At 59.1% G+C, this 15,041-nt stretch carries 10 protein-coding genes and 2 pseudogenes; 6 read left to right on the top strand and 6 right to left on the bottom strand.

Going from position 1 to position 15,041, the window contains the following annotated elements; translation table 11 throughout:
• Positions 1 to 94 precede the first annotated feature (94 nt).
• The 6 genes and pseudogenes from FBY02_RS05605 to FBY02_RS05580 all read left to right on the top strand — a co-directional run.
• A complete protein-coding gene (locus FBY02_RS05605) occupies positions 95 to 2,386 on the top strand; it encodes an EAL domain-containing protein (protein ID WP_144924455.1) in 2,292 nt (763 codons plus the stop codon).
• Complete coding sequence (locus FBY02_RS05600) at positions 2,383 to 4,257, top strand: GGDEF and EAL domain-containing protein (protein WP_144924453.1); 1,875 nt, start codon at positions 2,383 to 2,385, stop codon at positions 4,255 to 4,257. The genes FBY02_RS05605 and FBY02_RS05600 overlap by 4 nt, the downstream gene beginning before the upstream one ends.
• A gap of 36 nt (positions 4,258 to 4,293) precedes the next feature.
• The gene (locus FBY02_RS05595) at positions 4,294 to 5,253 is read left to right on the top strand and encodes a cytochrome-c peroxidase (RefSeq protein ID WP_144924451.1); all 960 of its coding nucleotides are present in this window, start codon (positions 4,294 to 4,296) and stop codon (positions 5,251 to 5,253) included.
• Positions 5,250 to 7,052: a DAHL domain-containing protein gene (locus FBY02_RS05590; protein WP_144924449.1), complete on the top strand. Its 1,803-nt coding sequence runs from the start codon at positions 5,250 to 5,252 to the stop codon at positions 7,050 to 7,052. Before FBY02_RS05595 ends, FBY02_RS05590 begins: the two co-directional genes overlap by 4 nt.
• The gene (locus FBY02_RS05585; protein WP_144924447.1) at positions 7,049 to 8,455 is read left to right on the top strand and encodes an ATP-binding protein; all 1,407 of its coding nucleotides are present in this window, start codon (positions 7,049 to 7,051) and stop codon (positions 8,453 to 8,455) included. Before FBY02_RS05590 ends, FBY02_RS05585 begins: the two co-directional genes overlap by 4 nt.
• Before the next feature lie 74 nt (positions 8,456 to 8,529).
• A pseudogene (locus FBY02_RS05580) lies at positions 8,530 to 10,020 on the top strand (FMN-binding glutamate synthase family protein); the annotation flags it as partial.
• Here FBY02_RS05580 and FBY02_RS28655 read toward each other — a convergent pair.
• From FBY02_RS28655 to FBY02_RS05555, 6 genes and pseudogenes are all read right to left on the bottom strand, one after another.
• Positions 9,972 to 10,142, bottom strand: a complete 171-nt coding sequence (locus FBY02_RS28655; RefSeq protein WP_371921395.1) for a DNA repair protein RecO C-terminal domain-containing protein — start codon at positions 10,140 to 10,142, stop codon at positions 9,972 to 9,974. The pseudogene FBY02_RS05580 and the gene FBY02_RS28655 sit on opposite strands and share 49 nt — an antisense overlap.
• Positions 10,143 to 10,313: 171 nt before the next feature.
• Positions 10,314 to 11,825, bottom strand: a complete 1,512-nt coding sequence (locus tag FBY02_RS05575) for a glucosyltransferase domain-containing protein (protein ID WP_144924443.1) — start codon at positions 11,823 to 11,825, stop codon at positions 10,314 to 10,316.
• Positions 11,822 to 11,962, bottom strand: a pseudogene (locus tag FBY02_RS28305) (glycosyltransferase); the annotation flags it as partial. The pseudogene FBY02_RS28305 and the gene FBY02_RS05575, both read right to left, overlap by 4 nt.
• Before the next feature lie 36 nt (positions 11,963 to 11,998).
• Complete coding sequence (locus FBY02_RS05565; protein ID WP_144924440.1) at positions 11,999 to 12,955, bottom strand: lysylphosphatidylglycerol synthase transmembrane domain-containing protein; 957 nt, start codon at positions 12,953 to 12,955, stop codon at positions 11,999 to 12,001.
• Complete coding sequence (locus FBY02_RS05560) at positions 12,952 to 13,692, bottom strand: SDR family oxidoreductase (RefSeq protein ID WP_144924437.1); 741 nt, start codon at positions 13,690 to 13,692, stop codon at positions 12,952 to 12,954. Before FBY02_RS05560 ends, FBY02_RS05565 begins: the two co-directional genes overlap by 4 nt.
• Positions 13,689 to 15,005 carry an FAD-binding oxidoreductase gene (locus tag FBY02_RS05555; RefSeq protein ID WP_144924434.1) on the bottom strand — a complete coding sequence of 439 codons (1,317 nt, stop codon included), beginning with the start codon at positions 15,003 to 15,005 and terminating at the stop codon, positions 13,689 to 13,691. The genes FBY02_RS05560 and FBY02_RS05555 overlap by 4 nt, the downstream gene beginning before the upstream one ends.
• Positions 15,006 to 15,041: the final 36 nt, after the last annotated feature.

Here is a 15,041-nt window from a genome sequence, read left to right as displayed (position 1 = left end):
GAAGGGCCAAGTACAGGCCAGAATACTCATGCCAGCGAAAGGGATATCAGATGTACCCACGGTTCTGTAGTCAGCATCACCTTGGTGCACGGCCATGAGCCAGCCCTTGGAGAGAGCCAACCGGCGGATCCTGATCGTCGACGACACCCTGACGATTCATGAGGATTTTCGAAAGATCCTCAGCCCCCAGGCACCTGCCGAAGACCACCTGAGCAGTGCCGAAGAGGCCCTGTTCGGCGCACCAGTCGCGGTCGCTACCCAGAGTTTCGTGCTCGATTCGGCCTTCCAGGGCATGGAAGCCTTGAACAAGGTCGAGACAGCGCTGGCCCAGGGGCAGCCCTATGCCATGGCCTTCATCGACATGCGCATGCCTCCGGGCTGGGATGGCCTGGAAACCATCGAAAGGCTGTGGCGCGCCGACCCCAAGCTGCAAGTGGCGCTGTGTACCGCTTATTCGGATTATTCCTGGGAAGACATTGCCGACCGCCTCGAACTGGGCGACCGTCTGCTCATCCTGAAAAAGCCCTTCGACGCCATCGAGATTCGCCAGATGGCCAGCACCCTGACCGTCAAATGGCAGATGACCGAAGACGCGGCACTGAAGATGGACATGCTCGAACAAGCGGTGGAGGAGCGCACCCGGGAACTGGCCGATGCCAACATCATCGTGCAGAACAGCCCGACCATCCTCTATCGCCTGCGCGGCGAACCACCGTTCCCATTGATGTACATCTCCCACAACATCACCAAGTTCGGTCATGTCGCGGCGCAACTGGTCAACTCACCCGATTGGGCGCAGGCGCTGATCCACCCCGATGACCAGTCCAAGATCGACCAGGCCATGGTCCGGGTGCTGGATCGCGATACGGCGGGAGCGTCGATCGAGTTCCGCATGCGCACCGGCGACGGCGCGTTCCGCTGGGTGGAAAACCGCTATATCCCGGTGCGCAACGAGCAAGGCCTGTTGCTGGAGGTGGAAGGCATCATCCTGGATATCACCGAACGCAAGCTCGCCGAGGAAAAGATCGCCCTGCTGGCCCGTACCGACGGCCTGACCGGGCTGGCCAACCGCGCCACGGTGATCGAACGGCTGCACCAGGCATTCGCCGCAGCGCGACGGGGGGCGCCGGCGTTCGCGATGTTCTACCTGGACCTGGACCACTTCAAGCGGATCAACGACACCCTGGGCCATCCCATCGGCGACCTGCTGTTGCAGGAAGTCGCCACCCGCATCAAGGGCTGTACCCGGGAAAACGACGTGGTCGCGCGCCTGGGCGGCGACGAGTTCGCCATCCTGCAGCTGGATGTCCACGAGCCGACCCAGTGCGCCGCCCTGGCGGCCAAGATCCGCGACACCCTGGTAGCGCCCTACTCCCTGGACGGCAACGATGTACGAATCTCCGTGAGCATCGGCATCGCCCTGTACACCCCTGAAAGCCAGAGCGCCGACAGCCTGATGGCCCAATCCGACATGGCTCTGTACCGCTCCAAGGAAAAGGGCCGCAACCAGTACCACTTCCACAACGAAGAGATCAACCAGGAGGTGACGGACCGGGTCGCCCTGACCAATGACCTGCGCCAGGCCATCGAGAACCACGAACTGCATCTGCACTACCTGCCGGAGGTCGACCTCGGCACCGGCAAGATCCTGGGCATGGGCGTGCAGGTTCGTTGGAAGCACCCGGAACGGGGCTGGCTGGAGCCGTCCACGTTCATGCCGGCGGCCGAAAAAACCGGGCTCATCATCGCCCTCGGACATTGGGTACTGGACCAGGCCTGCCAACAGATGCGCCAGTGGCGCGACCAGGGCATGGCGCCGCCGGTGATCGCCCTCGACCTCTCCCTGACCCAGCTCAAGACCGGGCCGGAACTGATCTATGACGTCCTGCGCACCACCGCCCGCTGGGAACTGGCCCCCTGGGACCTGCGTTTCGATGTCACCGAAGCCACCCTCGCCCAGACCAAATGGACCCACAACGACGTATTGCCGCGCCTGTGTGAACTGGGAGTTCAGGTGGCCATCGATGATTTCGGCACCGAGTATTCCTCCTTCGATTACCTCAAGACCTATCGGGTCAATCACCTCAAACTCGCCCAGCGCCTGCTCGACAGTGCCAACGACGACCCTGACAACGCCATGACCCTGCGGGCGATCATCAACTTTGCCCGGGACGTGGGCATCGGCATCATCGCCGAGGGCGTCGAGACCCAGGAACAACGCACCACGCTGATGTCCACCGGCGGAGCGATGCAAGCCCAGGGGCATTATTTCAGCACGGTGGTGGACAGCGGCCAGGCCGCCGAACTGCTCAAGGCCGGTACCATCGTTCCCGTGGTGGATCACTGGACCCGGCCGGCGAGCCAGCTATCGGAGAGCAACCCATGAACCCCATGTCGGTACCTGCCAACCGGCGGATCCTGGTGGTGGACGATACGCCGGCCATCCATCAGGACTTTCGCAAAATCCTCAGCCCCGGCAACGGCAGCGATGATTCGCTGGACGACACCGAGAGCCTGTTGTTCGGCACGCCCCAGGTCAACCGACTGCAATTTCAGATCGACTCGGCCTACCAGGGCGAAGAAGCCCTGGAGCTGGTCAAGCGCGCCCAGGCCGAAGGCCAGCCCTATGCGCTGGTGTTCGCCGACATGCGCATGCCGCCGGGCTGGGACGGCCTGCAAACCATCGAGCGCTTGTGGCAAGCCGACCCGCGCCTGCAAATCGCCCTGTGCACGGCTTTCTCGGACTACACCTGGGAAACCATGTCCGAACGCATCGAGTTCGACGATCAACTGCTGATCCTGAAAAAACCCTTCGATACCCTGGAAATCCGCCAGATGGCCAGCGCCATGACCTGGAAATGGCAGTTGGCCCAGGATGCGGCGAGAAAAATGCGCAGCCTGGAACGCACCATCGAGGAGCGGGTCCAGGAATTGCTCAAGGTGTCCCACCTGCTGCAATACGACGTGCTCACCGAGTTGCCCAACAGCATGTTGCTCGGGGATCGCCTGACCCAGGCCATGGCCCAGTGCCGGCGCCATGACCGGCAACTGGCGGTGATGTTCATTGGCCTGGATCGCTTCAAACGCATCAACAATGCCCTCGGCCATCCGGTGGGCGATGAAATGCTCAAGCGCGTGGCCCGCACATTGGCGACGGTGGTGCGTGAATCCGATTCGGTGTTTCGCTACGGCTCCGATGAATTCGTGGTGGTGCTGGGGGATATCACCGACCCGCAGCAGATCAAGGGCGTGGCGGAAAAACTGCTGACAGCCATCAACTCGCCCCAACCGATCGATGGCCATGACCTGACCGTCACCGCGAGCCTGGGTGTCAGTGTGTATCCGGCCGACGGTTTCGACGCCGTAGCGTTGATCAAGAAAGCCGAGACGGCGATGCGCAACGTCAAGGAAACCGGTCCCAACGACTACCGTTTTTTCACCGAAGACATGAATCGGCGGGCCCGACAGCAACAGACCATCGAATCCGGCTTGCGACTGGCCCTGCAACGCAAGGAGTTCGTGCTGCATTACCAGCCCAAGCTGGACCTGCGCAGTGGCAAGGTGGTCGGCGCCGAGGCACTGCTGCGCTGGAACCGGCCGGGGCACGGGCTGGTCCCTCCGTCGGATTTCATCCCGGTGGCCGAGGACAGCGGGCTGATTGTGCCACTGAGCCAATGGGTGCTCCAGGAAGCCTGCCAGCAGGCCTGCGCCTGGCAAGCCCAGGGCATGCGGCCGCTGTACCTGTCGGTCAACGTCTCGGCCATCGACTTTCGTCAACGCAGCTTCGTCGAAGGCATCGCCCGCACCCTCAAGGAAACGGGACTGGACCCGACACAGTTAGAACTGGAGATCACCGAAAGCGTGCTGATGCAAAACATCGATACCACCGTCGCCATCCTCAAGGCCATCAAGCAACAGGGGATCCGGCTGGCCATCGACGACTTCGGCACGGGTTATTCGAGCCTGAGTTACCTGCAGAAATTTCCGGTGGATGTGCTGAAGATCGACCAATCGTTCGTCGGCGACCTGAGCATCGACAGCAACGACGCCAAGCTGGTGAGCACCATCATCAACCTCGGCAAGGGCCTGAACCTGCACATCATCGCCGAAGGGGTGGAAACCCGCGAGCAACTGGAGTTCCTCAAGGTTCACCAGTGCGAGGAGGCCCAGGGGTACTACTTCAGCAAGGCGGTGGAGCCGCAGGCTTTTGTCCAGTGGATGGCCGAGTGGGAACGACGTCCGAATCCACTTTCATGACCCCCTCATCAACCACGAGATTCAAGGAAGCACCCGATGGCGTCATCTGGACTGTTACTCGCTCTCGGCCTGCTCATGGGCTTGTGCGTGACCGCTCACGCCGCACCACTGGACGAGCCGCTCAAACCGCTGCCCCCTGTTCCGGCCCTGGACCCCAAGCGCGTCCAGTTGGGCCAACGGTTGTTCTTTGACCCTCGGCTGTCGGTCAACAACACCCTGTCCTGCGCCAGTTGCCATCACCTGGACAAGGGCGGGGCCGACGACAAACGGTTTTCCCTGGGTTTCGATGGCAAACCGGTGGAAGTCAATACACCCACCGTGTTCAACGCCAGCCTGAACTTCCACCAGTTCTGGGACGGACGCGTCGATACCCTGGAAGAACAGGTGCACACCGTGGTGACCAGCCCCACGGAAATGGGTAATACCTGGGAATCGGTGGTCGAGCGCATCGCCGGTGACCCAGGTTATGCCAAGGATTTCGCCAGCGCCTATCCCGACGGCGTCACCGAGTCCAATATCCAGGGGGCCCTGGCCGATTTCGAGCGCACCCTGCTGACGCCCAACTCGCGCTTCGACCAATATCTGCTGGGCAACACCGACATCCTCAGCCCCCGGGAGAAATTCGGTTACCAACGCTTCAAGGAATACGGCTGCATCGCTTGCCACCAGGGCGTGAACATCGGCGGCAACATGTTCCAGAAGTTCGGCGTCATGGGTGACTACATTGCGGACCGGGGCAATCCCACCCGGGTCGATGAGGGTCGCTTCAACATTACCGGCGATGATGCCGACCGTCAGGTCTTCAAGGTTCCCAGTCTGCGTAACGTGGCCGTCACCGCACCGTATTTCCACGACGGATCCGCACCGACCCTCGAGCGCGCGGTGGAGGTGATGTTCAAATACCAGTTGGGTCGTGAGCCCTTGAAAAACGACACGGAGCTGATCGTCGAATTCCTCAAGACCCTGACCGGCGAACGGGAGGGCAAGCCATTATGAAGACCCTTCGTCGCTTCGGCCTGTTCTTCATCGGCGCCCTGCTCGCCTCGGTGCTGCTGTTCATGTACGTCAATTCGAGCGCGCAGCAGGCTGCCTCGTACATCGAGTCCCGGGACTTGATCCGCCAGCTCAAGCAGCAGGACGCCATCTGGGACAACGAGGTCCTCAAATCCCGGATCGCCTTGAGCCACAACTATGACCCCCTGGTTTCCCCATTGCATGAGATGTCCCGTCTCTGGCAGCGCCTGGACGCCATCGAGTCGGAGCCGGGTCGCCACGCGCCCTCGCTGTGGGAGACCCAGCGCGACGAATACCTCAAGGCCATCAAGGAAAAGACCCGCCTGGTAGAACAGTTCAAGTCGCATAACGCGGTGCTGCGCAACTCCCTGGCGTTCCTGCCCACCGCCGAGGACGACATCCAGGCCGAGTTCACCCAACTGTCGGACGATGAAAAACTGCAATTGCAGAGCGTCGCCATCGACACCTACGACCTGCTGCTCAGCAGCATGGAGTTCTCTCTGCTCACCACCCGCGAAATTGCTGCCGAGGTCCTGCTGGGCCTGAACCGGCTCGATGTCAACAAGGAGCGCCTGCCGGTGGGCCTGCATGACTCCATCGATATCCTGAGCCGGCACATCGCCCTGATCCTTCGCGAACAACCGCGGGTCAATGAGTTGCTGGAGGGCATCGAAGCCGTTCCCGTCTCGGATCATCTCGACACCATCACCCGCCTGCTCGAGAAGGACCAGGAAATAGCCGCCGAAAAATACCAACGCAATCACGTGTACTTGCTGGTGTTCGCCACGCTCCTGGTGTTGATATTGATCTGGCTGGCCATCCGGCTGATACGCAGCTTCGCCGAGATCAAGCGCGTCAACAAAGCCCTGCAAACCGCCAACGACGAACTGGAACAACGGGTCGAAGAGCGCACTCGCCAGCTCAAGGATACCCAGAGCGAGTTGATGGACACCGCCCGCCAGGCTGGCATGGCGGAAATCGCCACCAACGTACTGCATAACGTCGGCAACGTGCTCAACAGCGTGAACATCTCCGCCGACCTGGTCAGTCGCAAGTTGCGCAGCAGCAAGGCCCAGGGACTGGGCAAAGCAATGAGCCTGATCAACGAACACCCCCATGACCTGGGGCATTTCCTCACCGAGGACGAGAAAGGCAAGTTGCTGCCGGGCTATCTCAACCAGCTGGTGGAGGCCATGGCGGTGGAGCAGCAGAGCCTGATCGATGAATTGACCCAGTTGAGCAAGAGCGTGGACCACATCAAGGACATCGTCTCCACGCAGCAATCCTATGCCGGGGCCAACAGCATGATGGAACCGCTGGTGATCGGCGAACTGCTGGAAGATGCCCTGCGCATGAACTCCGGCGCCCTGACCCGGCACCATGTGACGGTGATCAAGGAGTATGGCAACTTGCCGCGGATCATGGGCGACAAGCACCGTTTGCTACTGATTCTGATCAACCTGATCAGCAACGCCAAATACGCCATGGCCGGGGTCTCGAATCATGCGCGGAACATGACCCTTAGTGCGCGGGTCGTAGATGGCGAGACGTTGCAGATCAGCGTCAAGGATGAAGGCGAAGGTATTCCGGAAGAAAACATGACACGCATCTTTGCCCACGGTTTTACTACGCGCAAGGAAGGCCACGGATTCGGCCTGCACAGCTGTGCAACGGCTGCCATCGAAATGAACGGTCGCCTCACCGCCCACAGTGAGGGCCCCGGCAAGGGAGCGACGTTTGTGCTACATGTGCCCCTGAAACTTGCGGAAGAGGATTCATGAACAATTTAAGTAACCGGCGAATCCTGTTGATCGACGATACGCCCGCCATTCATGAGGATTTTCGCAAGATTCTCACCCCCGAGGACGACAGCAACGCCGACCTGCAAGACATGGAAAGCGCGCTGTTTGGCGAAGCACCGAAACCGGTTGGCACGGTGTTCGAGCTCGACTCGGCCTATGGCGGTCAGGAAGGCTTGAGCAAATTGCAGGCGGCAGTGGCGAAGGACCGCCCGTATGCCCTCGCCTTCGTCGACATGCGCATGCCAGAGGGCTGGGACGGTGCCAAGACCATCGAGGAATTGTGGAAGTGCGACTCGCAGTTGCAAGTGGTGGTATGCACGGCCTATTCGGATTATTCCTGGGATGAACTGTTGGATCGACTGAACGGCCACGACCGCCTGCTGATCCTGAAAAAACCCTTCGATAACATCGAAGTCCAGCAGATGGCCAACACCCTGACCACCAAATGGGAAATGACTTCGCGCGCGCAGTTGAAGATGAGCAAGCTAGAGGAACTGGTGCAGCAACGCACCCAGGCCTTCAAGCAAGCCAGTACCCTGCTGCAGATGGAAATCGACGAACGCAAGATGCTCGAAACTCAGTTGGTGCAATCGGAAAAGCTCGCCTCGCTGGGACAGTTGGCCGCCGGGGTAGCTCATGAAATCAACAACCCCATCGGTTTCATCTCCTCCAACCTGGGAGCGCTGGACGGCTATTTCAACAAGCTGGAGGAAATGCTCCTGGCCTACGGCAACGCCGAGGAAGCCATCGCCTCGCCGGAACTGGTGCTGTACTTGGTCAAGCTGCGCGAACAAGTGGAGCTGGATTTTCTCGTCGAGGACATTCCACTGCTGATCAAGGAGTCCAAGGACGGCATCGCCCGGGTCGGACAGATCGTCAAGGACCTGAAGGACTTCTCCCGCGTGGACTCCAACCAGGAATGGCAGATGGCGAACCTGCAGCAGGGCATCGACTCGACCCTGAACATCGTAGCCAACGAAATCAAGTACAAGGCCGACGTGGTCAAGGAGTACAGCCCGCTACCAGAGGTCGAATGCCTGCCGTCGCAAATCAACCAAGTGATCATGAACCTGATCGTCAACGCCGCCCAGGCCATCGGCCCCGAACGGGGCACGATTACCCTGCGCAACGGCGTCGACGGTGACACCGTGTGGATCGAAGTTGCCGACAACGGCTCGGGCATCCCGCCGGAAACCCTGCAAAAAATCTTCGACCCGTTCTTCACCACCAAACCCATCGGCCAGGGCACGGGGCTTGGGCTGTCGTTGTCCTATGGCATCGTGAAGAAACACAACGGCGAGATCACCGTGCGCAGCGAAGTGGGGGTGGGTACGACGTTCCGGGTCGAGTTGCCGATGCGGCAGATGAAGCTGGCGGAGTGACGCAGAGTTATCTGTGAATTGAGTCCCTGTGGCGAGGGGATAAATCCCCTCGCCACAGCTAAAGCCCTCAGCACATGAAATCCTCTCATCACCGGTTGCCCAGCCTTTCGCCACCAGCGCAGAATGGCCCTTCGCCCCTCCCCCAAGGAAACCGCATGAGCCTGTCGCTACTGAGCCGTTACGCCTTCTTTGCTGGCTGTGTGCTGTTCACCCTCGCCAGCCTGCCGTTCCTCGCCCATGACTGGCTATGGCCGATCGCGCTGGTGACAGGCCTGCTGAGCCTGCTGGGGTTGTTCGACCTGCTGCAAAAACGCCACGCCGTGCGGCGCAACTATCCAATCCTGGGCAATATCCGCTACCTGGTCGAAGGCATTCGCCCGGAGATCCGCCAGTACCTGCTCGAATCCGACAGCGATGCCCTGCCCTTCTCCCGCGCCCAGCGCTCTCTGGTGTATTCCCGGGCCAAGAACGAAAGTGCCGACAAACCCTTCGGCACCTTGATCGACGTCTACCAGGCCGGCTTCGAATTCATCGGCCACTCCATGCGCCCGGCTCCGTTGAGCGACCCCAGCGGGTTTCGCGTAACGGTCGGTGGCCCGCAGTGCACCCAGCCTTACTCGGCTTCGGTGTTCAACATTTCCGCCATGAGCTTTGGCTCCCTGAGTGCCAACGCTATCCGGGCGTTGAACCAGGGCGCGAAGCTCGGCAATTTCGCCCACGACACCGGCGAAGGCAGCATCAGCCCCTACCACCGTGAACACGGTGGCGACCTGACCTGGGAGCTGGGCAGCGGCTACTTCGGCTGTCGCACCGCGGACGGCCACTTCGACCCGGATCGGTTCGCCGCCCAGGCCCGGGACCCACAGGTGCGGATGATTGAAATCAAGATGAGCCAGGGCGCCAAGCCCGGCCACGGCGGGATCCTGCCCAAGCACAAGGTCACCCGGGAAATCGCCGAAACCCGCGGCATCCGCATGGGCGAAGATTGCGTTTCACCGTCCTGCCACAGCGCGTTTTCCACGCCTATCGAGTTGATGCAGTTCGTACAACAACTGCGTGAGTTATCCGGGGGGAAACCGGTAGGCTTCAAGTTCTGCCTGGGTCATCCCTGGGAATTCATGGGCATCGCCAAAGCCATGCTGGAGACCGGCATCCTGCCCGACTTTATCGTGGTGGACGGCAAGGAAGGCGGCACGGGCGCAGCGCCGGTCGAATTTACCGACCACATCGGCGCGCCGTTGCGCGAGGGCCTGCTGTTCGTCCACAACACCCTGGTGGGCCTGAACCTGCGGGACAAGATCAAGCTTGGCGCCAGCGGCAAGATCGTCAGCGCCTTCGACATCGCCAGCGTACTGGCCATCGGCGCCGACTGGGCCAACGCCGCCCGGGGCTTCATGTTCGCCATTGGCTGCATCCAGTCGCAAAGCTGCCACACCAACAAATGCCCCACCGGCGTCGCCACCCAGGACACCTTGCGCCAGCGCGCCCTGGTCGTCCCGGACAAGGCCCAGCGGGTCTACAGCTTCCACCGCAACACCCTCAAGGCCCTGGCCGAAATGCTCGCCGCCGCAGGTCTCGAACACCCTTCGCAGCTGCAACCCAAGCACCTGGTTCGGCGGATGTCAGCGACTGAGATCAAGCTGTTTTCGCAGTTGCATGTGTTTTTGAAGCCGGGGGAGTTGCTCACCGGTGAGGTGAATGGGGCGTTTTATTCACGGATGTGGCAGATGGCGCGGGCGGACAGTTTTGAGCCTTTGGAGGTGGAGGTTGCGTGAACAATCGCGCAGCGAACCACTTCTAGGCTGCGCAATTTCAAGGCAACCGTAAGAACAGGCGATGATATGACTATCGAGCCAAGTCACCACGTTACAACACGACGAGTGACCCACACAGGCTCTTTCAAAACGATGAAACCATAGTCGCCCAATAGATAAATCCGATAATTCCGGTTGTCCACGACAGGCACATAACCTAAAAAACCAACATAGGTCGCGTTGTGCCGGTCATTTTCCCACGCTACGTTGGTGATACCCATTGACGACAAATTTTCCGGGAGCATGAAGTAATAGACATTTAACAGATAAGGCAGAACAGGCAATTCTTGAAACGAGCCGCGAGCACTTGCCAGCCAGTGATAGGAAGGGGTTGCCGATAGATAAATCCGCTTGGCTTCGTACAGCTCCCGGTGTGAAGTGATGTCATACGCCAGACTGTAAAGCGCACCGTTGCTGAACGTTTTTTGGAAGGTCAGCACCCGGCCATAAGCGAAGGAAAGTGAAAGCGTTGCCAGAAGCGGGATGATCAGCAACAGCGGCAGGCGGGGATGGATGGGTGCAAGGGCCAGAAAAGCAAGATAAAACAACGACATCAGCAACACACCGAAGCCCATCAAGGTGCGAGCGCATTCGTTGAAATCACGAAAAAACAGCGCGATGCCAGGTATTAACAGGATCAACAAGGGCAACGTCAGCAATCCCCCCAGGATCAACACGGCAGTCTTCCAACGTTGTTCCTTACGCTCCAGTATCCGGCAGCCCAACCGCATGGCACCAATAATTGCCCACAAGATCAGCGCGGCCAATAGCCAGGTGTATCCACCGTGAAACAGTAGCGCGACTTTTTCCACCACTCGCCCGATATTGATGCCAATCTGCAGCAGCGGATCGACTTTCCAATTCAACAATGCAGTTCGCTCCGTTCCCATCAGAAAGACGGCGGAGACCAGGTAAATCAGAACGGCCAAGCCAAATTGAGCCACCTTCCAACCCAACATTTTAAGCAACTGGAAGTATGGTTCCCGTTTGTATGCCGCCCTGAGCAGTTCCAGGCAACACAGGCCCAGGAACACGTTGACGCTGATCTGATAGAGCCCGAATGACACCATCAACAATCCGGCTGGCACGCACCACTGACGCATTCGCGAAGCCCCCTGAAAGGTCACTGCGTAAATGACAGCGACCAGACTTAATGCCATGGCGGGACCATCGTATTGATACGACAGGTTCTGCAACAGGAAGGGGTTGTACCAGATAGGTAACGGGACCAAACAACAGACCAGCGTCGGCTGAGGGAAGTAATGAAAGGTCAGGCGAGTCAAAGCCAGCGACATGGCCAATGCGGCGAGTAATAGCGGCAGCGGGAAAATGTCTGGTGCGGCGCCGGTGAAGGACAGCACTTGGTACAACAGATCAACGAACCAGCGCCCTTGACCAGTCCAACCCATTCCAGCTTCCAACGCTCGCCAGTTATCGTCTATGTAGCGAAAATCAGCAAGGATCAACGGCAGGACGTAAAGCAAGATTGCGGCTAAGAAAAACAGCGCAATCTGGCGACGATTGAGCTCGCGATAGAAAAAATCGTTCACCGTTATTCCTCCCGGGACTTCAATCTGCCTTGTCGGATCATTTCCTTGATGACATACCGAGGCCGATGCTTGGCCTTCAGATAAATTCCCCCGACGTACTCACCCAATACTCCAATACCGAGCAACTGCACCCTGCCCACAAACGGGAGTTGCTTTCATAATCATCATTGTTCTCCTCGTCAGCGACCAGGTAACGATCGTTCCCGCCCGATCAAGAAGACAGCCCCCAGCCCCACCGCCAGCCACAACGTCACCACCCGCAACAGAATCGTCGCGGCAATTGCACTTGCCGTCGCAACGGCACCAGACACCAGTAGAGCCACCATTACCGCTTCGGTACTGCCCAATCCGGCGGGTATGAAACTCAGGGCACCAATCAGCATGGAAATGGCATAAATGAACATGACCGATGTGAGAGGTACGTCCGCTGCCACAGCCCTCAAAATCCAGTCGAACGCCAACACTTCGAGCCCCCAGGCCATGAGACTCAATAACGTCGCGACAATCTGTCGACGTGGGGTATGACATCTGCGTGCCTGGAGCAATACCCGAACGAGATAGCGCAGCATCCGGGAAATCCAGCTACGTCCCTTGCCGATGCGGCGGGCAATGTTGCCTATCAGTTCCGGGTGCACCATCAGCAGTACGCCGCAGACCAGCAACGCCAGAGTGGCCGCCATCATCGGCAGCCATTTGGGGTGAGCACTCAAGCCCAACAGCGCCAAAACAACTATCGCCAGCAAATCCGAAAACCGCTCACTCAATAGCGCAGCAAAACTGTGTGCATAAGGCACATCCCAGCGTTTTAACAGGACTCCACGTAATGCCTCGCCCGCCTTGCCAGGTGTTGTAGTCAATGCAAATCCCGACAGATAGATTTTCAAGCTGGGCCAACAAGGCAATGTATGTCCCAAGGCCCTGAGATAAACCTGCCAGCGCAAAAAACGCAGCCCATAGCCAAGCAGAACCAAAACGATTATTTGCGCCCCGTCCCCCCACCCTACCCGACTGACCGCCCCGCTCACCGCCGCCCACCCACCCCAGAGGGAAATGGCGAGGTAAACCAGGGCGGAGCAGATCGCCGAACCGATCAACAACTGATAGCGCCATCCAGCCAAAGTCGCGGCCTGGTTCACAGGTTGAGCCTTTTGAACAGTGACTGCGGCAATGCCCGTATCAGGTACATGATCAACGCCCAGAACGCCGGTACATAAAGCACCGAGGCCTTGCGTTCGATACCCGCCACAATTCGACGAGCGACTACCTCCGGTTGCGCTACCAGGAAAGCCGGCATCGCCAATCCGCGGGTCATTGGCGTATCGACAAAGCCGGGCTTGATGGTGATCACATGCACGCCGGACTTGGACATCCGCGCGCGCAGACCTTCGCAGAATGTGGAAACGGCCGCTTTGGCTGCGCCATACACGTAGTTGGAGGGACGCCCGCGATCCCCCGCCACTGAAGAAATAACCGCCAGCGTGCCACCGCGCTGAACGATCATCAGACTCGCCAGACGAGTCAGCAAGGCAATTACCGAACTGCCATTGTTGGCAAACTCGGCCATGGCCGATTCAGCACTTCGCTCACATTCGTGTTGATTTGGCAAAGATCCATAAGCAATCAAACAGATATCCATCGATTGCATCACAGCCAGGCACTGCTCCAGCATGATGCTTTGTGCATCAACATTGCCAAGGTCCATCACGCAGGGGGTAACCCTGCTTGCACCTCGCGCCTTAAGATCAGCACAGGTTTGCAGCAGTTTTGACTCATCCCTGGCAACCAGAAAGAACTCGCTCTGCTCAATCGCCCACAGTCGTGCGCAAGCACAGGCAATGGCAGAAGTAGCCCCCGCAATCAGGATTTTTTTCATTGTGTCACTCGCTGCCAAAACCGGGACATCAATGCCGGGTCGCGCATTGCCTCCAAACGCTCCCAAGCGGGATAGGCCTGGCGAAAATCGCGGGCACTCATGTGCGCGTCCTTGGCCGGGTACAACCGACCGCCAGCCTCATGGACAATAGTGTCCAGCCGCGGCAGCAAGGTGGTGTTCAGGGCGCCGTTTTGGGGAAAGTCCAGCGCCAGCGAGGTCCCGGGCATCGGAAAGGACAACAGTCCTGGGGAGGCGATATCACCACAACGCTTGAGTACCGCCAGGAAAGATCCCTGTCCGCTACGGGCAATGACGTCGAGCAATTGCACCAAGGCGTCCTCGGCAACCGCTTGTGGTACTACGCACTGGAACTGTTGGAATCCTTTGCGGCCGTAGATCCGGTTCCAGTGCTCAATGCTATCCAGCGGGTAAAAAAACGGACGGTAAGCAATCGTCTGGTTTTTCCTGCTGGCCGGCTGCATGTGCCAGTAACAGCGGTTGAACAATCCCACCATGAATGGGTTGACCAAGGACGCTGCTGGCTGAGCGTGTAAAGTCATGGCACGGGTCGTCGGCACTTCCAACGGTCCGTGCTCACAGTGGTCCCCTACGATCATGACACCGCGCCCCAACGCAGAGCCCTTGGCCTGGCAATCAATCCAGGCCACGCTGTATTCATGGGAAGCATCAAGCTCTGTCGCCAGTGCGAAAAAGTCACTTAGTCCACCAAATCGCACCCGGGTCGTATCGATCCGACTGGATTGGATTCTGCGCAGACGAATTCTGACCCAGCTGATAATGCCCGTCAGACCTAGTCCGCCGAGAGTAGCCGCAAACCACTGGGGATTTTCCCTTGGCGAACACACCGTCAAAGGTTGCTCGGATCTGTGTAATCCGAAACTCAAGACCGAATGAGCAAACGTCCCACGGCAGTGGTGATTTTTACCATGGACATCGTTGGCCACCGCTCCGCCCAGTGTCACATGGCAGGTTCCAGGTGTGACTTGCAAAAACCACCCGCGAGGAACCGCCAGTTGCAACACTTCACCCAAAGTGACCCCTGCCTCGGCGCAGATCTCTCCCGTTTGCCAGTTGGCGTCGATGAACCGACTCAACGGGCGCATGTGCAATACATGGCCGTTACTGGCCAAGCAACTGTCGCCATAGCTGCGGCCATTACCGAACGGCAATGTCGAGCCATGCATTTTACTGACCCGCAACCACTGATCATCCAGATCATTTCGCCAGGCACAGGGATGAGCGATTTGCGGTTCTGCGGGATATTGCCCCCACGAACTCAACGGTAAGCTCATAGCAGGCACGACTGCGCGGTATCAACGAGCAGGCCC

Source organism: Pseudomonas sp. SJZ078 (assembly GCF_007828255.1).
Classification (GTDB): domain Bacteria; phylum Pseudomonadota; class Gammaproteobacteria; order Pseudomonadales; family Pseudomonadaceae; genus Aquipseudomonas.
The sequence above is the reverse complement of the archived record's forward strand: the minus strand, read 5'-3'. Positions and strand labels throughout refer to the sequence as shown.